Consider the following 20,521-nt stretch of genomic DNA (forward strand, 5'->3'; position numbering starts at 1 on the left):
GGTTTGTCCTCAGCAAGACAATGTCGCGGTTTCATCACGGATCAGGATACTCATGTCGCAGACGCTTTCTGTCTCTTCTGCTGCCGAAAACTCTCCTTCGGACACGGATCGGGTGATCGACCCGAATATCGGCGAATATTCTCCCGTGGAGGATGTGGTCCGCAAGACAGGAGATCTGCGGCGCGTCCTGTCCAATCCCGATTATTGGTATCCGGTCGCATGGTCTCGTGAACTCAAGCGCGGCAAGACGATTGGCACGCGCTATGCCGGACAGCCGATCGCACTCGTGCGCCCGATGGATGGCAGCGTTTTTGCACTGGAGGACCGCTGCGCGCATCGTCAGGTGCCGCTCAGCCTCGGCAAGGTCAGCGGTGAAGCAGTTCAGTGCTGCTATCACGGCTGGGCTTATGGCCGTTCGGGGCGGTGCATCGATGTGCCGTATCTGGGCAAGGGCAAGCTGCCGAACGGCGTGCGGACCTATCCGTGCCGCGAGGAAGGCGGCCTAATCTTCATTTTCCCGGGCGATCCCGCAAAAGCCGAAAGCACACCATTCCCGCAGATGGGATCGGTTGGCAATCCCGAATACAAGACGCGCCGTTTCGGCGAGACGGTCGCGTGCCATTACAGTTTCATGCATGAAAACCTGATGGATATGAACCATCAGTTCATGCACATGAAACAGATGGGCCAGATGAAACCCCGCTTTCTGGGCGGTCGGGACGAACCCACACTGGTCGAGGCGCGGTACAGTTTCGCCCGGACCGGCGGCAAACAGCCTTGGGGCGAGACGTTCATTTTCGGCGAGCGCCGTGATGCGAGCGAGAAATACGCCCATAAAGACGTCATGACGATCCGGACGGAATATCCGTACCAGACACTCCGCATCGCGACAGGCGACGAACCGCCGGTCATGGATCTGTGGATCGTCTATGTCCCGCAGGATGCGGAACAGAAGACCTGTCGCGTCTTCGGACTGCTCTCGATCCGTCGCCCGAAGGCGAAGCTGGTTCTGGACATCGCGTGGCCGTTCCTCGTCGCATTCACGGAGCGGATCTTCAAGGAAGACCGGGACATCGTGGAGTTGGAACAGGCCGCGTGGAACGAGCAGGGCGGCGACCGCAATCAGGAAGTCTTCCCGGTCATCAACATGCTGCGTCGGCTTCTGGCCCGATGCGGCGTTCCAGCCGACAAACCCACAGACCAGCAGGTTCCACAATCCTGACATGACACCTGAACTCAAAGCAGGGGGCCTCGTTCTGCGCGCCCTGCAGCCGGAAGATGCCCCGGCCGTCCATCGTCTGATCAATGACTGGAGCGTCGTGCGGATGCTCAGTCGCCTGCCCTTTCCGTATCCGCGCGATCTCGCGGAACAGTGGATCGCCTCCACACGTCATGATAGCGCGCAGGGCAGCGCCCATCATTTCGCCATCACCCGTGATGGATCACTTCTGGGCGCAATCGGCCTTGTTCTGTCCGAAGACCGGCGGTCCGGCTCGTTGGGATACTGGCTTGCTCCGAGCGTCTGGGGACAGGGCCTGACCACTCAGGCGGCCCGGCGTGTGATCGAATGGGGCCTGACGGTTCTGCGTCTGGAGAAAATTACTGCCGACGCAGCGCAGGATAATGCTGCCTCTCTGGCGGTTCTGAGCAAAATTGGTTTCGCAAAAACGGGCACATCCAGCCGACGCTTCGTATCGCGCGGGCAGGAGTGTCCGATTGATCTGTTCGAATTGCTCCGGACGACATTTCTTTCTGAAGTGCCCGAGCCGGTTGAGGCTCCTGTGCAGCAGGCCGAAGTGACTCCTGCCGTTGTGGAAGTGTCCAAGCCGCGGACTCTGCTGGTCGTGGCAGCCGCACTTCTGGACGCACAGGGACGGATTCTTCTTGCCAAAAGACCGGAAGGCAAACGTCTGGCGGGACTATGGGAATTTCCCGGCGGCAAAGTCGAACGCGATGAGACGCCGGAACAGGCACTGATCCGGGAAATGCGCGAGGAGCTCGGGCTGGATCTGACCGGCTCCTGTCTGGCACCCTTCACCTTCGTCAGCGAAAATGCCGGGCCGTTTCACCTGTTGATGCCACTGTATGTGGTGCGGCGCTGGCGGGGCGTTCCCACCCCGCGTGAAGGTCAGACGCTAGACTGGGTTTCGGCATCGGATCTGGGGCGTTATCCCATGCCGGACCCGGACCTCCCGCTGATCCCGCTTTTGCAGGAGCTTCTGGGCTAGTTCAGACGGAAGACCTGCTGGGGCGCACCCGCAACATCCGTGCGGAACACGAACAGAGACCCGGCCTGTGGCTCCTTCGTCAGCGTTTCGGCATCCAGTCCCTTGCGGGCCGTTGTCACGAAGACAGTCTTCAGGTCGTCTCCTCCGAACGCAACCTTGGTCACGTTTGTAACAGGCATGGGAATGGATGGTAGTGCCGTCCCATCCGGCCTGAAACGCATCACACGCGAACCGCCCCACACGCCGCACCAGAGCGTGCCCTCGCTATCGGTCACAATCCCATCGGGATATCCCTGTTCCAGCCGCGCAAAAATCCGCTCGTTCGCGAGTTCGCCATCGGGCTGAATGTCAAAAGCATAAATCGTCTGTTCAGGGCTGTCGCAGACATAGAGCGTCTTTCCGCAGGGGGAGACGGCAGGGCCATTGGAGACAGTATAGCCTTCATCATGATGCGTCACGTTCAGGGCGTCCCCTTCATGCACAACGCGATAGATCGAGCCGGAAGGCTGTTCCTCGCCATCATCCATCGTCCCGAACCAAAGTCGCCCCTGCGGATCGACACAGCCGTCATTCAGACGATTGCCGGGTTTCTCAGGCTCGACCAGCTTGTGATCCGAAAAGGTGCCGTTCTTCGGATCGAAACGGCGCAGACCGTCAGGCATGCCCGCAAGGAATGTCCCATCTTCGACCGGCAGAAGAAAGGCCACACGGTCCGGCGCGCTCCAGCTTTCATGAGCTCCCGTCGCGGGTGTGAAACGGTGAATCCTCGCCTCGGGGATATCGACGAAATAAAGCGATTTTTCGCTGGGAATCCAGACCGGCCCTTCCCCCAGTGTTGCATGCAGATCCAGGAGGCATTCGGGCTGGTGAAGCGGGCTGCTGGTCATGGTTCCTCCTGATGAAAACCAAAATTCGGAATGGGTTTGTTCTCGACAACGCGGGACGACCCGTTACGTTCTGTGGCGAAGACTATCAGGAGCGGACACATGCTTCAAAAAACTGCCTGTTTTCTCGTTATTGGCAACGAGATCCTCTCGGGACGCACACAGGACGCGAATACGCGCGTTCTGGCCCAGGCGCTCAATGCGCAGGGCATCCGACTGATGGAAGTCCGTGTCATTCCCGACATTGCGGAACGGATCATTAGTACGGTTCGTGAATGCAGCGCGGCTTTCGATATCGTGTTTACGTCCGGCGGAATCGGGCCGACGCATGACGACATCACCGCCGAATGCGTGGCCACGGCCATGGGCGCCCCGCTGGTTCGTCATGAAGAAAGTTTCCGTCTGCTGGAAGCGGCGCTGGGGGCGGATCGCTTTAATGCCGCCCGTCAGCGCATGGCCTATCTGCCGGAAGGGTCAACGCCCATCCTCAACACGGTGTCCGTGGCGCCCGGTTTCAGCATCGGCAATGTGCATGTGATGGCCGGAGTGCCGTCGATCTTTGCATCCATGGTCGCATGGCTGGTGCCGCAGATGGAAAAGGGCGCCCCTCTCGTTTCCGCAAGCTGGCATGCAGCGGGATTGAAGGAAGGGGATTTCGCCTCTGATCTGGCGACGTTGCAGGAGAACTTTCCGACGATTGATCTGGGATCCTATCCCTATCACCTGCCAGACGGCGCAAGTGGCGTGGCCCTCGTGGCCAAGGGCTATGACAGCGCGATCGTCGGGAAAGCCGCACAGGCGATTCATGATCTCATCATGGCGCACGGACGCGAGCCGCTGGCGGGTGAACCGCCGCACAGGCAGACAGTCTGAAAACACAAAAGCCGCTGCGAAGGGGCAGCGGCTTTCAGGAAGACCTCAGTGCAGAGGAGTGCGGGTCATGGACAGGAACTTGTCCCGACGCTTCTGGATCAGCGCTGGCCCCGTCAGGCCTTTGAGGGTCTCGAGTTCTTCGGAAATCGCATTTCCGATTGCCATGACGGCTTCTTCCGGCGCACGCTGGGCACCACCAATAGGCTCGGGGACGATCCGGTCGATCAGGCCGAGGGACTGAAGATCCTGCGCGGTGAGCTTGAGGGCTTCGGCAGCGGCAGGGGCCAGCTTCGGATCACGCCACAGAATAGAGGCTGCGGCTTCCGGCGAGATCACGGAATAGATGGAGTGTTCGAGCATCAGGATGCGATCACCCGCACCGATGGCGATGGCACCACCCGAACCGCCCTCGCCGATCACAGTCGCGATCAGCGGTACGGGAGCCTTGAGGCACACGTCGATCGACTTCGCGATGGCCTGAGCCTGTCCGCGCGCTTCAGCATCGATTCCCGGCCATGCACCGGCAGTGTCGATGAAGCTCAGAACCGGCAGACCAAAACGTCCGGCCATTTCGATCAGGCGCTGCGCCTTGCGATAGCCTTCGGGACGGGCCATGCCGAAATTGTGCTTCAGGCGCGTCTCGGTGTCGTGACCACGCTCGGTCCCGACGATAACGACAGGCTCTCCACGGAAACGGGCCAGACCACCAATCATGGCGTCATCGTCACCAAAGGCGCGGTCGCCGGACAGGGGTGTGTAATCTGTCGTCAGCAGACGCACATAATCCAGAGCCTTGGGGCGCTGGGCGTGACGGGCCACCTGCACTTTCTGCAGCGGCGTCAGCTTGGAGTAAGTCGAGCGGAGCTGCTTGTCGGCCTTTTCGGACAGACGGGCAATCTCGTCATCGATATTGATGCCGCTGGTGCCGGAGGCCTTGCCCTGGCTGCCCATCTGGCGGAGTTCGTCGATTTTGGTCTCGAGTTCGGCGACCGACTTCTCGAAATCTAGGAATTGGCGCATGGCCGCCCGATAGCACGCTTGCGCGCTGGGAAACAGTCCCTGCGACAGGCGGAATGTTTCTGTCAGTCTTCCAAGCGTTCAGACATGCCTTTACGGGCCAGCGGATGATGCGCGCTCACAGCCTGTCGCAGGCGCTCGGACATGACCTGCGTATAAATCTGGGTCGTGGCGATATCCGCATGCCCCAGCAACATCTGAAGCGCCCTTAGATCGGCCCCATGCGCAAGAAGATGACTCGCAAACGAGTGCCGCAGAACATGCGGACTAACGCGGTCGGGATCTATTCCGGCCTTCAGGGCACAGGCGAGCAGGATCTTGTCAAATCCCTGTCGCGTCAGCGGTTTTTGCGGATTGCGCCCCGGAAAAAGCCATGGACTGCCGAGATCGCGATCGAAATGCACAAGCTGGTCGGCAGCCTCGCGCGCAGTTTGGGACAGAGGCACCAGACGCTCCCGTCCTCCCTTTCCCCGCACCAGCACCATAGGGCCGCGCACATGCACACAGGTCGCGGGCAAAGCGAGGAGTTCGGAAATGCGCAGTCCGGTCGTGTAAAGCAGTTCCAACGCGGCACGGGAGACGATATCCCGGCGTTCGTTTTCGTGCCCTCGCGTACCGACCTCAAGCAGAAGGCGGATTTCCGCCTCGTCGAGCGGTCTGGGCAAGGAGGACGCGATCTTCGGAGCCTGCTGGCGTTCGGTCGGGTCGTCTTCCCGCACCGACTCGAGCATCAGGAAACGATAGAACTGACGCAGACACGACAGCCGACGCGCTGCGGTTCGTGCCGCCAGACCAGCACGGGACAGTTCGGCCAGATAGGACTGAACCTCCCTCCTCTGAGCGTTGCAGAGGGAGACGGGTGCGCAGTGTGCTGCGAAATCGGCAAGATCGGAAGCATAGGCCTGCCGGGTTTTCAGTGCCGCACCACGCTCGGCGGCCAACATCTCAAGGAAAGCCTCGACATGTCTGCTGTCACCGGAGCGCGGCATGATGGCTTGATCAGTGCGCGGGAGCAGGGGCCGGTGCGACCGGAGCAGCAGGCATGGGTTGCGCCGGGGCAGCCTTGGGAGCGGGCATCGTCGGCAGCGGAGTCGAAGGCGTCAGGGGCGCAGCGGCGGGAGCAGCAACCGGGGCTGCCGGAGTCGTGCCAGAAGCGGCAACAGATGCGACAGGCGCCTGGGTCGTCGTCTGAACGGCGGTTGGGGCCGTCGGCACAGGCGGCATCGCTGGCAACTCGGCCTGTGGCGCGGCGGAGCTTGCAAAAGCCGCACCCGACAGATCCTTGTGCACCATGGTCTGTTCCGGCGGAGTAGCGGTCATGCCCAAACGCAGGAACGCTCCGCCAGCGCCCAGAACGAGAAGGACGGCAACAGCTCCGCCAATGAACGGCAGGCGGAAAATGGAACGATCGATATTGGCCATGAACTAAGGTCTCGAAGTGAGGGCAGGACGTGTCCCTTCTCCTATGATAGGTAGCAGGGCATGTCACGCCTGCCATTCTCCCTTTCAGTCAAGTCGGAACCCTTTTTCTCATCCGATGGCACTCCGTCACGCACGGTTGTCCTCGTCGGGATGATGGGTGCTGGCAAAACCACCATCGGACGGCGCCTTGCCCAGATCTGTGGTCTGCCGTTCGTCGATGCGGACGTCGAAATCGAGCGCGCTGCCGGATGCTCGATTCCCGAAATTTTTGCGCGCCATGGCGAAGCGGCGTTTCGAGACGGCGAACGGCGCGTCATCCAGCGCCTGCTTGATGGACCACCCTGCATCCTTGCGACGGGTGGCGGGGCATGGATGGATGCCCAGACGCGTCGGCTGGTCCGTCGCCATGCCGTTTCGATCTGGTTGCGCGCGCCCGTGCATGTGTTGGTTAAACGGGTTGCGGGCCGTCCGGGACGACCACTTCTGGCTCAGGGGCGCCCTGACGAAGTTCTGGAGCGCCTCGTCGGGCTGCGCTATCCGGTTTATGCCGAAGCAGACATCATTATCGATTGTGGGGATGAGACCGTGGAACAGGGCGTGCAACGCGTACGGGAAGTTCTGGCCGAATATCGCAGACCGGAAACGGTCCATGTTTCGCTCAGCCATCACAGCTATGACGTGCTGATCGGGCCAGATCTTATCTCCCGTGCCGGTGCCCTGCTCGCCCCACATCTGCCGCAAAAGCGCGTGGTCGTCATTACTGACGACACCGTAGCGGAACTGCATCTGCCGCGCCTGCTGGCGTCTTTCGAAGAAACGGGCATCCGTGCAGACGTAATTTCGGTTTCTGGCGGCGAGGAGAGCAAATCCCTCGCCTGTTACGGCGACGTGATGAACCGGCTTCTATCCACGGGGATAGAACGCAAGACGACCATCGTGGCGCTGGGAGGCGGCGTGGTCGGAGATCTTGCCGGTTTTGTTGCAGCAACGGCCTTGCGCGGATTGCCGTTCGTGCAGATCCCCACGACGCTGCTCTCACAGGTGGACAGCAGCGTCGGCGGCAAGACCGGGATCAACGCGGCGGCGGGCAAAAACCTGATCGGAGCGTTCCATCAACCTGTGGCCGTTCTGGCCGACACGTCCGCTCTGGCCACCCTGCCCCGTCGTCAGCGCATTGCTGGCTATGCCGAGATCGTCAAATCCGGCCTGATCGCAGATCCGGACCTGTTCGCCTGGTGCGAAAACTACGGACAGAATGTTCTGGAAGGCGATCCCGCGGCTCTTGCGGAAGCCGTACGCCGCGCCTGTGCCTTCAAAGCAGCCGTCGTGGCTGCCGACGAAAAGGAACAGGCTTCTGTCGGAGGACGCGCCCTACTCAATCTTGGGCATACTTTCGGTCACGCTCTGGAAGCGGAACTGGAATATGACGGGCGGCTTCTGCATGGCGAAGCGGTTTCGATCGGCATTCATCTGGCGATGGCGCTTTCCGTGGAGCTGGGTTATGCCCCCGTCGAAGACCTGCATCGACTGGACCGGCATCTGCGCAGTTTGGGTATGCCGGTGAGCTTTGACTGGTTCAGGGACTCGTTCTCGGCAGAAATACTTCTGCGCCACATGACTCGGGATAAGAAAATGCAGGACGGAAAGGTTGCGTTCGTCCTGTTGCGCGGAATTGGGAAAGCCTTCTCCACACGCGAAATTCCCGCAGAAACAGTGCGTAATCTGCTTGTAAGCGAGGGTTGCCGCCCGTGATGAATGTTAAAATTTCGTCATACCTCGGCTAAATAGCTGTTTTACAACTCCTTTTGCATAGCTGCTTTCTGCGGGAGGCTCTGGCGTCGGCTGGAACCTTGAGCTAAGGCAGCGTAGACGCGAGGCGTAGATCGTAAAGCGGGCGAAATGGATTGTGGCTTTTATGTCACTCCCCTTCCCCGAGTAGAGCCGGAACACCCTGAGTGGCTTTGTCGCCGGGAACTCTGAGTTCTATATGCGCTTATGCATCGCGCTGGGTCCGTTGGTGAAAGCATTTTCCAACGGCTCGAACGTTAGTCACTAAGAGGACGAAAACATGCGTCTCCGCACGGCACTCCTTGCCATGACGTCGATGGTCGCCGCACCGTCGCTTGCCATGGCCAGCACGATCACCGGCCCCTATGTCAACATCGGCGGTGGTTACAACCTGGTCCAGAACCAGCACGCCCACTTCTCCCCGTCCGCTCAGGGCGCCAACGATGGCGTAAGCGCTCAGTACCGTCACCATGACGGCTTCACGGGCTTCGGTTCGTTCGGCTGGGGCTTCGGCAACGGCCTGCGTCTTGAAGTCGAAGGCGTGTACAACTACTCCCAGATCAATCACCTCGGCCACACGGCAACCCCGGGTTCCACTCGCGGTTCCGATCAGGCTTATGGCGGCCTTGTCAACGTTCTGTATGACATCGATCTGGCAAACTTTGGCCTGAACGTTCCTGTCACGCCGTTCGTTGGTGTTGGTGCAGGCTACCTCTGGCAGCATTACAACCCGACCGATACGCACTTCAACAACGGCACGGTCGGCCGTCTGGGCGGCACGCAGGGCAGCTTCGCTTACCAGGGCATCGTGGGCGCCGCCTACGACATCCCGAACGTTCCAGGCCTGGCCGTCACGACCGAGTACCGCTTCGTTGGCCAGACCTTTGCTGACGGCCCTTACAGCGGCACGTATTACGGCAAGTCTGGCCGTCGGACGGGCAACGTGAACTTCGACCAGCGCTTCTCGCACCAGTTCATCCTGGGCCTGCGCTATGCCTTCGACACGGCTCCCCCGCCGCCGCCGCCGGCTCCTGTCATCGTTCCGCCCGCTCCGACCCCGGCTCGCACGTATCTCGTGTTCTTCGACTGGGACAAGTCTGACCTGACGGGCCGCGCCCGTGAGATCGTTGCCCAGGCCGCTCAGGCTTCCACGCACGTCCAGACGACGCGCATCGAAGTCAACGGCTACACGGATAACTCCGCTGCTCACCCGGGTCCGCGCGGCGTGAAGTACAACCTCGGCCTGTCCAACCGTCGCGCTTCCAGCGTGAAGGCTGAACTGATCCGTGACGGTGTCCCGGCTGCTGCCATCGACATCCACGGCTACGGTGAATCCAACCCGCTGGTGCCGACCGGCCCGAACACCCGCGAGCCGCAGAACCGTCGCGTCGAGATCATCCTGAAGTAATCCAGACATGATCTGACGCCGGGGTCTTCGACTTCGGTTTCTGAGAAAGGCGTCCTTCGGGGCGCCTTTTTTTTTATGCGCTCATCCAGACTGAAGACAGAACGCCCTTGCATGTCTCTTTCCCGGCACGCTAGAGCCACTCCACCCCGACACACCGGAGACATGCTCCCTTGCGACGCAGCCGTATCTTTTATCCGCGCAGCCGCCCGGAAATCATTGACCAGTTCCTGCGTTTTGGGATTGTCGGGGCTCTCGGATTTCTTGTGGACTGGGGAACTGTGTCCCTGCTGCGCCAGCCAGCAGGGTTAGTCGCAGCAACGCTGATTGCCTATTTCGTGGCAGCGACCGGAAACTGGTGCCTCAACCGCTTCTGGACTTTTCGGCTCTCAGCCAACGACAACCAGCATATGGTCCTGCAATGGCTTCGATTCCTGCTGGCCAATTCGTTCGGATTTCTCCTCAACCGTGGAATGGTTTTCCTGCTTTACGCTACGGTTCCACTGACCGTGCATTTTCCTGCACTGGCCCTGGCCGCAGGCGCACTGTGCGGCATGATCGCCAATTTCAATCTTTCGAGACGCCTCGTCTTTCGCGCCCAGACACCGGAAACTCCGCTGGAACTCGTCCAGATGGCAGTAGAGATCCCTGCTGCCGGACTGACGGCACCGGAGCCCGAACCGGATCTGTCGGGTCTGGAGAATAACACCTTCAGACTGCATGACCGCAATGACTGAAGGCTGCATTTCCAAGGCCGCTACAATAGTCTAGGACAGGCAGACGATTTCCCTGCTTTTCCGGAACTGACGCTCCCTTATCATGACCAGCACCAACGATATCAGATCGGCCTTTCTCGAATATTTCGGTGCACAAGGCCACCGCATTGTTCCGTCGGCATCGCTGGTGCCGCAGAATGACCCGACACTGCTGTTCACCAACGCTGGCATGGTGCCGTTTAAGAACGTCTTCACCGGTCAGGAAACCCGTCCCTATTCCCGCGCCACCACGGCGCAGAAAGTCGTGCGGGCAGGCGGCAAGCACAACGATCTCGATAATGTCGGCTACACGGCGCGCCATCATACGTTCTTTGAGATGATGGGGAATTTCAGCTTCGGAGATTATTTCAAACCCGAAGCTATCGAATTCGCTTGGACGCTGCTGACACGCGATTTTGGACTACCAAAAGAAAAGCTGCTCGCCACCGTCTATGCGGAAGACGAAGACGCCGCGGAACTTTGGAAGAAAATCGCCGGGCTGTCCGATGATCGGATCATCCGCATTGGGACATCCGACAACTTCTGGCGCATGGGCGATACGGGACCGTGCGGTCCGTGTTCCGAGATTTTCTACGACCATGGGGACAGTGTCTTCGGTGGCCCTCCAGGCAGCCCGGACGAAGACGGCGACCGTTTCGTCGAGATCTGGAACCTCGTGTTCATGCAGTTCCTCGATCAGCCGGACGGTTCGCGTGACTCGCTGCCCCGCCCTTCGATCGATACGGGTATGGGGCTGGAGCGTTTCGCCGCGATCATGCAGAGCAAACGCGACAATTATGATACCGATACCATGCGTGCGCTCATCGAAGCCTCGGCTGATGTGATGCATCAGGACGCGGATGGGGCATTCAAGTCCAGCCACCGCGTTGTCGCCGACCATCTGCGCTCTACTGCCTTCCTGATCGCCGATGGCGTGCTGCCGTCCAAGGAAGGGCGTGGCTATGTGCTGCGTCGCATCATGCGCCGTGCCATGCGCCATCTACATATGATGGGCGCGAAGGAGCCTGTCTTCTATCGCCTGCTCCCGGCGCTGATCCAGCAGATGGGCGCGGCTTATCCCGAACTGGTCCAGCATCAGGTGCTCATCGCACAGACGATGAAGGGCGAGGAAGAACGCTTCACAGCACTTCTGGAGCGTGGCCTGACGCTGCTCTCCGATGAACTGGACCGTCTGGGCGAAACGGAAGCCCTCCCCGGCGATGTGGCGTTCAAGCTGTATGACACGTTCGGCTTCCCACTCGATCTGACGCAGGACGCCCTGCGCGAAAAGGGACGCACGGTTGACGAAACCGGCTTCGAGACCGCCATGGCCGAGCAGCGCAAGCGCGCGCGCGCGGCCTGGGTTGGATCGGGTGACACCGCTGCCGAGACGGTCTGGTTCGATGCACGCGACAGGCACGGTCCCAGCGAGTTCCTCGGCTATGTTTCGGAAAAATCCGATGCGGAAGTGCAGGGTATCTTCCGTGGCAATGACGAACTGGCTTCGGCCCCTGCTGGCGACGATACGGTTGCGATCCTGCTGAACCAAACGCCGTTCTACGGCGAAAGCGGCGGTCAGGTCGGCGATCATGGAACGCTGACAGCCGCAGGTCTGCGCGTCGAGATCACGGATACGCAGAAGCGCAACGGCGATCTGATCGTCCATTACGGCAAGGTTGTCGAAGGCACGCTAAAGCCGGGCATGGCGGTTCATGCCGAGATCGATCACGCCCGTCGCACGGCTGTTCGTGGCCATCATTCCGCGACCCATCTGCTGCATGAAGCCCTGCGCCGTCAGGTCGGAACCCATGTCACGCAGAAGGGCAGCCTGAATGCACCGGAGCGTCTGCGCTTTGATATCAGCCAGCCACGCCCACTAACGGATGAGGAACTTGCCGCGGTTGAGGCCGAGGTCAATGCCCGCATCCGCGAGAATGCTCCGGTTCAGACGCGCCTGATGACGCAGGACGAAGCCGTTGCGGAAGGCGCGATGGCGCTCTTTGGCGAAAAATACGGCGACGAGGTTCGCGTGGTTTCGATGGGCAAGGGCGATGATGATCGCACGGCCTATTCCATCGAACTGTGCGGTGGCACGCATGTGGGCCGCGTGGGCGAGATCGGGCCGTTCCGCATCGTTTCGGAAAGCGGTGTCTCGGCTGGCGTGCGCCGGATCGAGGCGGTCTGCGGTCTGGCCGCGGAAGCGCTGGCACTGGAAACCGAAAACCGCCTGAAACAGATCGCGGATCTGCTCAAGGTTCCCGTCACCGATGCGGCGGCCCGGGTGGCGGCGCTGCTTGAAGAGCGTAAATCCCTGACGTCGCAGGTGTCCGATCTTCAGCGCAAACTGGCCACCGGTGAAGGTGCAAGCGCAACCGAGAGCATCAACGGCATCACACTTTCGGCCCGCGATCTGGGAGATGTCAGTCCCAAGGAACTCAAGGGGCTGGCGGAAAGCATTTCCCAGCAGGTCGGGTCCGGCGTGGTGGCGCTGATGTCCAATGCCGATGGTCGTGGCAGTATTGTGATTGCCGTGACCAAGGACCTGACGGACCGTCTGGATGCGGTGAAGCTCGTCCGTGAAGCCTCTGCTCTGATGGGCGGAAAAGGTGGCGGCGGACGGCCGGATATGGCTCAGGCCGGCGGACCGGATGCCAATGCGGATGCGGTCTTTGCAATGCTGCGCACGACATTGGGAGCAGCATAAGCAATCGCATCATGGTATGTCAGGGCAGTGACAAAGCATGGGTTGACCGGAATCATGCTTTACCTGTCCTGATAAAGCCTTCTAACTGCCCGGTAGTTCAAGATGAAGGAGAACACCATGGCCTGTGGTCGTGATACTCTGGCGAAACTGCTGGGCGGCGTCCGGAAATTCGAAACGGACGTTTATCCCGAGAGTGCGGAACTGTTCGAGAGCCTGGCTTCCAGCCAGTCTCCGTCAACCCTGTTCATCACCTGCGCCGATAGCCGGATCAGCCCAAGTCTGATTACTCAGACGGAGCCGGGTGAGCTGTTCATCGTACGCAATGTCGGCAATATCGTGCCGGCTTATGGCGAGATGCTGGGCGGTGTGTCGTCTGCGATCGAATATGCGGTCGGCGCGCTCAAGGTGAAGAACGTCATCATCTGCGGGCATTCCAACTGTGGCGCAATGGGCGCCCTGATGGATCTGAATTCGCCGAAGCTGGACAATCTGCCGACGGTCAAGAGCTGGATGCGTCATGGCGAAGCCGCCCGCGCCGCACTTGGGAACCTCAAGGCAGAAGATGCTGGCCCGGAAGATATCCGTTCGCTGGCCGAATACAACGTCATGCTCCAGCTTGTGCATCTGCGCACGCACCCTGCCGTCGTGCGGGCGCTGGCGCAGGGTGAATTGAAGCTACAGGGCTGGTTCTACGACATTCCCAAGGGCGAGATCCTCATCATTGATGAGAGCACACGCAAGACACGCACCGTCGAGAGCGTGCTTGAAGAAATGTGCGCTACCGAAGGGCAGGCCGCCTGAAACAGGCCACGGCTTCAGTGCTGGCCGGTCTTATCGGGATCGCCAGCATGGGAACGGCTTCGGCGCATATTCTGAAACTCTCGACCTGGAACATGGACTGGCTGACCCTTCGCCCCTCGGGCGATGAAGCACTGCCAGATGATGTTCCGGGGGGAGAACATCGCGATTTTTCAAAACTCGCGGCCTATGCCCGACATCTGGACTCAGATGTGGTGGCTTTTGAGGAAGTGGACGGCCCGATCGCCGCTTCCCGGGTTTTCAACCCCAAAACATATCAGATTCTCCTGACGCCTGATGCGGTAGTACAGAGGGTGGGTGTCGCCGTCCGTCGCGATCTGCATGTGACGGTCAATGAGGAACTCTCCGCCCTCAATGTCGCGTCACCAGATGCGCCCCATCAACTTCGCGGTGGTCTGGATGTCACCATCAGTGATGCGCACGCCAGCCTGCGTCTGCTTGTCGTGCATCTCAAGACGGGATGCTGGGACCAGCCGCTGAACCAGCGTCAACACTCTTGCCCTACCCTATATCAGCAGGTTCGCGTCATGCAGGACTGGATGCTCGAACGGCAGGACGAGGGCGAGGCCTATGCTGTTCTGGGAGATTTCAACCGGCGCCTGACGCTGCATGATCCGCTGATGCAACAGATCGAGACTGAAACGCCTGTCATGCTAACGACCGCGGGCAAGGCCAGTCCCTGCTGGGGCGGCGAATATTTCATCGACCATATTCTGCTGGGCAATGCGGCACGGAACTGGCTCGTGCCGGACAGCCTGCGAGTCATGACCTATAAAAACGATACGGCTCCTGCGGGTCTTTCGGATCACTGCCCGGTTTCGATCCGACTGGACATGCCCTGATAGAGCGTTGCAGGGCCGAAGGTTCCAGTCCATGAAGGGTACCCTTCCCGCTGTCCCGCCCGGAGCGATCGATGTCTGATTTCCGATCTGCATGGCCCGTTACCCCTTTGGCCCCTCAGGTCGTGGTTCGAGTTGAGCGGGCTATGCCGAAACTGCCGCCAGAAATCGAAAGTCGTGTGGCATCGCACTGGGATGCCGCGCTCGCGACGCACCCCATGCTCTATAACGGGCGTGTTTTCTGTGCGGATGTGATCGAAGAAGAAATCATCCGTGGGCACTGGTCAGAATACAGGCGGGTTCTGGCCCAGATGCGGGAACCAGATTTGTATGGGGCGGATTTTCTCCGCCCACTGGCAGTTGTGGGCCTTTTCCGGACGACAGACGGGATCGTGATCGGGCAGCGTTCGGAACAGTCCCTTTATCTGTCCGGATACTGGCAGGGCGCTCCGGCGGGCAATGTGGAAAGCCGTAATGGCGAAGCGCAGATCGAGCTCGCAGCCCAGTTGATGGTGGAATGTCTTGAAGAACTGGGGGTGTCGGAGGCGGAATGTCAGATCGGGCGCTGTCTTCTGGCCTGTGAACATCCGCAAACACATATTGTGGATGTCGGTATGGAGATCACCACTGAGCTGAATTTCGAAGCGCTAAAAGAACATTGCAGCCGTCTGGGCAATGCCGAGTATCAAACATTGATGCTGATCCAGCCCGATACGACACTGCCCGCGCCCCTCGTCCCAACCCTCTCCGCCATGCTGGAGCAAAACCGATGACCTACCATATTCTGGACGCTGCGGGATTGCGGGACTGGCTCGCACAGCAACCGGAGCTTTCGGAGCGTCTGGGCGGCAAGGCTGCCGACTGGACCATTCGGGAGGTCAGCGACGGCAACCTCAACACGGTGTTTCTGGTCACGGGTCCGACGAACGCACTGTGCTGCAAACAGGCGCTGCCTCATGTGCGTGTCGCGCCGGACTGGCCGATGCCTCTGGAGCGGGCGCTGTATGAATCGCGCTATATGCAGACTGTGGCGCCTGCCGTTCCGGGGTTGATGCCGGAGTTCTTGGCCTATGATGCAGATCTGTTTCTGATCGTCATGGAATGTCTGACGGCTCATGAAGTTCTGCGATCGGCGCTGATCGCGGATCGTGCGCTTCCGGGATTTTCCGCCGTGATCGGAACCTATGTGGCCAGAACCGTGCAGGCGACGGGATGGGTAAACCAGCCGTTTGAGGCCGGAGCGCTCCTGCTGGAGCAGTTTTCCGGCAATACCGCCCTCACCCGCATTACGGTCGATCTGATCCTCACGGACCCGTACCGCGTTTGTGATCGCAACCCGGAACCGGAGGCCGGTCTGCGTGAGGATGTAAAAGCACTTCAGAACGACCAGAATTTGCATCTTGCTGTTGGCCGGCTTCAGGAGCGTTTCCTGACAGCAAGGCAGGCGCTGCTTCATGGCGACCTGCATACCGGCTCCATCATGCTGGACGGTTCGGATGTCCGCGTCATTGACGGTGAGTTCGCCACGATGGGGCCGGTCGGGTTCGATTGCGGGCTTTATCTGGGCAATCTGGCGCTGCATCTCTGCGCCGCCCCCCACAAGGCCGCATTCCTCAGAGACGAAATGCTGGCCTTCTGGCAGAGATTCTCGACAGAACTACGCTCCAGCCTCTCGAAGGAGGGTGGCGATCAGTGGGCTCTGTCCGGACCTGCTTCCCGTCAGGATCTGATCGAGACATTCCTGAACGGCATTCTGCGCGATACGGCTGGGTTCTGTGGGCTTGAAATGATCCGGCGTACAGTCGGGTTTGCGCAGGTCGCCGATTATGGAGTGTGCAGCACCGAAAAGGATCGGCTTCTGGCACGACAGAAAGCGCTCCAGATCGGACGAACGCTGGTTATACAGGGTGCGTCGCTACGCAGTTTTGCCGATATTCTGTCCCTGATGGGGCTGTAAAGAAAAACCCCGCTCCTTGCAGAGCGGGGTTTTGATGTTTACGCGGCTGACATGCCGATCTGTTTGATGTCGTGAAACGCCAGATCGGGGTTCATCTCGATGGTCCGACGCATCATGAAAGAGGAGGTCGCGAGGAAAACCGGGTCTCCGTCCAGATCGTCGGCCATGGCGGAGCGGTTCATGTCCTGGAACATCTCGATCTTGGCACGGTCACCCGTGATCCAGCGGGCCAGCGAGTAAGGCGTGCTTTCGAAACCGATGGTCACACCATACTCGCCCAGCAGACGCGACTGAAGCACGTCGAGCTGAAGTGTTCCGACCACACCCACGATCGGCGAGAGGCCATCCTGCGGCCGGAAAAGCTGCACCACGCCCTCTTCCGCCAGTTCCACAAGAGCCTGACGCAGCTTCTTGGCTTTCATCGCATCATCAAGGCGGACACGACGCAGGATTTCAGGTGCGAAGTGCGGCACACCGGTGAAACGCAGGTCTTCGCTTTCGCTCAGCGTATCGCCGATCCGCAGCGTGCCGTGATTTGGAATGCCTACGACGTCACCGCCGAACGCCTCTTCGGCAAGCTGGCGGTCACGGGCAAAGAAGAACTGCGGCGTGTGCAGGGCGAACTGCTTGCCGGTCCGGACATGCTTCAGGCGCATCCCGCGGGTCAGACGACCGGAACAGACGCGGGCGAAGGCCATACGGTCACGATGGTTCGGGTCCATATTGGCCTGAATTTTGAAAATCAGCGCCGTAACCTGATCTTCGGAAGCCTTGACCTCGCGGGTTTCGGTCTGCTGCGCACGGGGTGCGGGACCATAAGCCACAAGCGCGTCGAGCAGATCCGTGACGCCGATTTCCTTCATGGCCGAGCCGAAGAAGACCGGGGACAGATGGCCCGCATCGAAGGACTCCCGATCGAACAGGGGCAATGCGGCTTCGGCAAGTTCGACTTCCTCGCGCATCTGGATGATGCGGGGGTCGTCTTCGCCAACGGGCTCTTTCGTATGCACTGTCTGCGTCCGCAGATCGTATGTGCCGATGAACTTGGCAGCACGTCCGATCGGCCATGTGGCCGGAGACGTGTCCAGCGCAAGCGTGTTGGCAATTTCGTCGAGCAGCGCAAAGCAGTCCTGTGCCTCACGGTCCATCTTGTTGATGAAGGTGACGATGGGAATGTCGCGCAGGCGGCAGATTTCGAAGAGTTTGCGGGTCCGGTCTTCGATGCCTTTGGCGGCGTCGATGACCATGACCGCGCAATCCACGGCCGTCAGGGTCCGGTAGGTGTCTTCGGAGAAGTCTTCATGGCCCGGAGTGTCGAGCAGGTTGAAAACGCAGTCGCCGTACTCGAACGTCATGACCGAAGTCACGACGGAAATGCCACGGTCGCGCTCGATGCCCATCCAGTCGGACTTCGTGCGGCGGCGTTCGCCCTTGGCGCGGACATTGCCCGCCATCTGGATCGCGCCACCCGCCCGCAGGATACGTTCGGTCAGGGTCGTCTTACCGGCGTCAGGATGGGAAATGATTGCGAACGTACGCCGGCGAGCGATCTCGCGGCTGATTTCAGCGCTCTGCGCCTCTGACATGATGCCTCCGGCAAAAAGAAAGACCCGGGACTGGAACCTTCATGGTGCCCAGACAGAGTACCCAGACAGGCAGATCACCGGGCAGCAGAAGCAGAGGACACCCCTGATCGAAGCCTATTCCATCGGGAAGGCGGCAATGTGCAGAAGGACCCATGCCCCGTCAAGGGATGGGAGGACTGCTCTTTAGGGAAATGTCGATTTGATGACGAAGCCGCTTAGTCCACGGTGTTCCCATGGGGTGCGATTCCGGTTCCCATCGGGCCTGATGTGGCATAGGCCTCGCCGAATTTCCCGATGGCACTCCCTGAGACAGGGTCATGCAGAGTGCCTGAATTGGATATATCTCCTTTCCCGCCAGGCAGAACGCTGCGCAGGAACTGCCAGGCTTTGCCGACACGCGTGAGACGGAGCGGGGGCGGGGCCATGACCCGTTCCTGCGGGGCGTCCACGTAATGCCCGGATCCTTCAAAGGTCTGCGCAGACGTCACGGCGTAATTCCGTGGAAGATCGACCGGGACGTGCACGGGCGGGACAAAAGTATTGATCCCTTTGGAAAGGGCAGGCGCACTGAGCAGTGCCGGAAGCATCAGGCATAACCTCACAGCGATAGGAGTGCGCATCCCCGGATCCTTTGCAAACGTCATGCAACAGTAATGACCAGTAGACTATCCGTGCAACAGGATACGGAAGCCTACGGCCCTGGCACAAAAAAATGCCGGATGGGAAATCCCATCCGGCATTTTCCGGTCGCGTTCCGATCCGGGCCATGAGGCCCGGCTCAGGATCAGCGGGAGTAGAACTCGACGACCAGGTTCGGTTCCATCTGCACCGGGTACGGCACGTCCGAGAGAACCGGAACACGCAGGAACGTGCCCTTCATCTGACGGTGATCGACTTCAACGTATTCCGGCGTGTCGCGCTCACCCGTCTGGACAGCGTCAAGCACGATGGCGAGCTGCTTGGAGGAGGAACGGACTTCGATGACGTCGCCTTCCTTCACGAGGTAGGACGGGATGTTCACCTTCTTGCCGTTGACCGTGACGTGGCCGTGGCTGATGAACTGACGCGATGCGAACGGCGTGATCGCGAACTTCAGGCGGTACACGACGGCATCCAGACGACGCTCGAGCAGACCGATCAGGTTCTCGGACGTATCGCCCTTGCGACGGACGGCTTCGTCATAATACTTGCGGAACTGCTTCTCGCTGATGTTGCCGTAGTAGCCCTTGAGCTTCTGCTTGGCCATCAGCTGGATGGAGAAGTCGGACGGCTTCTGCTTGCGGCGCTGACCGTGCTGGCCGGGGCCGTATTCGCGACGGTTGACCGGGGACTTGGCACGGCCCCACAGGTTGACGCCGAGGCGGCGGTTGATCTTGTACTTGCTCTCAAGGCGCTTTGACATGGGTTGACCCCTGTACTCATCAGAACCGCCCCATGCTGCATGGCGGTCCGTTTTGTTGTGCCGGTAGGCCCTTTCCCGGATTGGAAAGAGCGGGCGCGCACCCAGATGCCGGACCGGCGGGATTGCAGACTCCCGCGCTGTTGGACCGGCCGGTACGTCCACGTTTCCGGCTGTGCCGTCGCGCCTACAGGAGTCCCCGGGCGGGGTCAATCAAAACCTGCTTGCAAGCCATGTCATTTTCTTGCAGTGGGGGCGCGGAAAGTACGCAACCACATCAACTCCGGCTGCGCTAACTGTCCGGAACTCCCCTTCGCTTTTTCCCGAGCACTCCTGAAGGGGAGCAACACGTTTTTTCGAGTTTCCGTATGAAAACCTACCGCTTCAATCCCAAAGCCGGCCGTATCGGCGAAGGTTCCCTCGAAGGACTGGTGCAGTCCCTTGATGCGCCTCTGCCCCCCAAGCCCGGGGAGAGCGTCATCAAGCGTGCCTTCAAAAGATTCGGCCTCGCCCAGATGCACATGTCCCATCTGGTGATCGACGATCGCACGATCTATCTGCGCGGCAAGGCGGACAACGCCAAGGACCGCGACCAGATGATCCTTGCGGCAGGCAATGTTGCAGGCGTCTCGGCTGTTGAAGCCGAAATTGCCGTGCCGGCCGGAACGCCGGAGCCGGAGTTTCTGGAAATCAAGACGAGCAAGACGCTGGACGAAGTGGCGGACAAGCTGCCGCAGGACATCACCGGCGATGAACTGCTTGATGCAAATCAACCGCTTGTCACGGCCAAGGATGACATTTATCCGGGTCAGACCATCCGACTGCCGACCGAGAACTGATCTGTT

The 20,521-nt window shown here is 60.1% G+C and carries 19 protein-coding genes; 12 read left to right on the top strand and 7 right to left on the bottom strand.

The window, feature by feature from the left end; genetic code table 11:
• The first annotated feature begins 52 nt into the window (after positions 1-52).
• Positions 53-1,222: an aromatic ring-hydroxylating oxygenase subunit alpha gene (locus tag HKD28_RS01565; RefSeq protein WP_194266589.1), complete on the top strand. Its 1,170-nt coding sequence runs from the start codon at positions 53-55 to the stop codon at positions 1,220-1,222.
• Between the two features lies 1 nt (position 1,223).
• Positions 1,224-2,228 (top strand): bifunctional GNAT family N-acetyltransferase/(deoxy)nucleoside triphosphate pyrophosphohydrolase, encoded by a 1,005-nt coding sequence (locus HKD28_RS01570; protein WP_194266590.1) that lies wholly within the window; start codon positions 1,224-1,226, stop codon positions 2,226-2,228.
• Here the strand turns inward: HKD28_RS01570 and HKD28_RS01575 are convergent.
• A complete protein-coding gene (locus HKD28_RS01575) occupies positions 2,225-3,115 on the bottom strand; it encodes an SMP-30/gluconolactonase/LRE family protein (RefSeq protein WP_194266591.1) in 891 nt (296 codons plus the stop codon). The two genes, HKD28_RS01570 and HKD28_RS01575, sit on opposite strands and share 4 nt — an antisense overlap.
• A 99-nt stretch (positions 3,116-3,214) precedes the next feature.
• Between HKD28_RS01575 and HKD28_RS01580 the strand changes: the two genes are divergently transcribed.
• Complete coding sequence (locus HKD28_RS01580) at positions 3,215-3,985, top strand: competence/damage-inducible protein A (protein WP_194266592.1); 771 nt, start codon at positions 3,215-3,217, stop codon at positions 3,983-3,985.
• 45 nt (positions 3,986-4,030) lie between these two features.
• Here the strand turns inward: HKD28_RS01580 and HKD28_RS01585 are convergent, their stop codons facing one another.
• From HKD28_RS01585 to HKD28_RS01595, 3 genes are all read right to left on the bottom strand, one after another.
• Positions 4,031-5,005: an acetyl-CoA carboxylase carboxyltransferase subunit alpha gene (locus tag HKD28_RS01585; RefSeq protein WP_099285566.1), complete on the bottom strand. Its 975-nt coding sequence runs from the start codon at positions 5,003-5,005 to the stop codon at positions 4,031-4,033.
• Between the two features lie 62 nt (positions 5,006-5,067).
• Positions 5,068-5,991, bottom strand: coding sequence for a tyrosine recombinase (locus HKD28_RS01590; RefSeq protein WP_194266593.1), 924 nt, complete (start codon positions 5,989-5,991; stop codon positions 5,068-5,070).
• Positions 5,992-6,001: 10 nt separating this feature from the next.
• Positions 6,002-6,424 (bottom strand): hypothetical protein, encoded by a 423-nt coding sequence (locus HKD28_RS01595; protein WP_194266594.1) that lies wholly within the window; start codon positions 6,422-6,424, stop codon positions 6,002-6,004.
• A 60-nt stretch (positions 6,425-6,484) separates the two neighbouring features.
• Between HKD28_RS01595 and aroB the strand changes: the two genes are divergently transcribed.
• The 8 genes from aroB to mtnK all read left to right on the top strand — a co-directional run bounded on the left by aroB (position 6,485) and on the right by mtnK (position 16,691).
• On the top strand, positions 6,485-8,176 hold the full coding sequence (gene aroB, locus HKD28_RS01600) for a 3-dehydroquinate synthase (protein ID WP_194266595.1): 1,692 nt from the start codon (positions 6,485-6,487) through the stop codon (positions 8,174-8,176).
• A gap of 316 nt (positions 8,177-8,492) precedes the next feature.
• Positions 8,493-9,620 (top strand): OmpA family protein, encoded by a 1,128-nt coding sequence (locus HKD28_RS01605; protein WP_194261592.1) that lies wholly within the window; start codon positions 8,493-8,495, stop codon positions 9,618-9,620.
• Between the two features lie 170 nt (positions 9,621-9,790).
• Entirely contained in the window at positions 9,791-10,354 is a 564-nt protein-coding gene (locus HKD28_RS01610; RefSeq protein ID WP_194266596.1) for a GtrA family protein, read from the top strand.
• Between the two features lie 82 nt (positions 10,355-10,436).
• On the top strand, positions 10,437-13,076 hold the full coding sequence (gene alaS / locus HKD28_RS01615; protein ID WP_194266597.1) for an alanine--tRNA ligase: 2,640 nt from the start codon (positions 10,437-10,439) through the stop codon (positions 13,074-13,076).
• Positions 13,077-13,193: 117 nt separating this feature from the next.
• On the top strand, positions 13,194-13,877 hold the full coding sequence (locus HKD28_RS01620; protein ID WP_194261675.1) for a carbonic anhydrase: 684 nt from the start codon (positions 13,194-13,196) through the stop codon (positions 13,875-13,877).
• Positions 13,878-13,924: 47 nt separating this feature from the next.
• Positions 13,925-14,737 (top strand): exonuclease/endonuclease/phosphatase family protein, encoded by an 813-nt coding sequence (locus tag HKD28_RS01625; protein ID WP_194266799.1) that lies wholly within the window; start codon positions 13,925-13,927, stop codon positions 14,735-14,737.
• 71 nt (positions 14,738-14,808) lie between these two features.
• Complete coding sequence (locus HKD28_RS01630; RefSeq protein ID WP_194266598.1) at positions 14,809-15,507, top strand: hypothetical protein; 699 nt, start codon at positions 14,809-14,811, stop codon at positions 15,505-15,507.
• Positions 15,504-16,691, top strand: a complete 1,188-nt coding sequence (mtnK, locus tag HKD28_RS01635) for an S-methyl-5-thioribose kinase (protein WP_194266599.1) — start codon at positions 15,504-15,506, stop codon at positions 16,689-16,691. The genes HKD28_RS01630 and mtnK overlap by 4 nt, the downstream gene beginning before the upstream one ends.
• Positions 16,692-16,729: 38 nt before the next feature.
• Here the strand turns inward: mtnK and HKD28_RS01640 are convergent, their stop codons facing one another.
• The 3 genes from HKD28_RS01640 to rpsD form a co-directional block, all read right to left on the bottom strand.
• A complete protein-coding gene (locus HKD28_RS01640; protein WP_099285386.1) occupies positions 16,730-18,277 on the bottom strand; it encodes a peptide chain release factor 3 in 1,548 nt (515 codons plus the stop codon).
• Between the two features lie 215 nt (positions 18,278-18,492).
• Positions 18,493-18,897, bottom strand: coding sequence for a hypothetical protein (locus HKD28_RS01645; protein WP_235993237.1), 405 nt, complete (start codon positions 18,895-18,897; stop codon positions 18,493-18,495).
• 164 nt (positions 18,898-19,061) lie between these two features.
• Positions 19,062-19,679, bottom strand: coding sequence for a 30S ribosomal protein S4 (gene rpsD, locus HKD28_RS01650; protein ID WP_099285388.1), 618 nt, complete (start codon positions 19,677-19,679; stop codon positions 19,062-19,064).
• Between the two features lie 365 nt (positions 19,680-20,044).
• On the opposite strand from rpsD, the gene HKD28_RS01655 reads away from it, so the two are divergent.
• Positions 20,045-20,515 (top strand): BON domain-containing protein, encoded by a 471-nt coding sequence (locus tag HKD28_RS01655; RefSeq protein ID WP_062033644.1) that lies wholly within the window; start codon positions 20,045-20,047, stop codon positions 20,513-20,515.
• The last annotated feature ends 6 nt before the right edge of the window (positions 20,516-20,521 follow it).

The organism is Gluconobacter cadivus, from assembly GCF_015244745.1.
Taxonomy (GTDB): Bacteria; Pseudomonadota; Alphaproteobacteria; order Acetobacterales; family Acetobacteraceae; genus Gluconobacter; species Gluconobacter cadivus.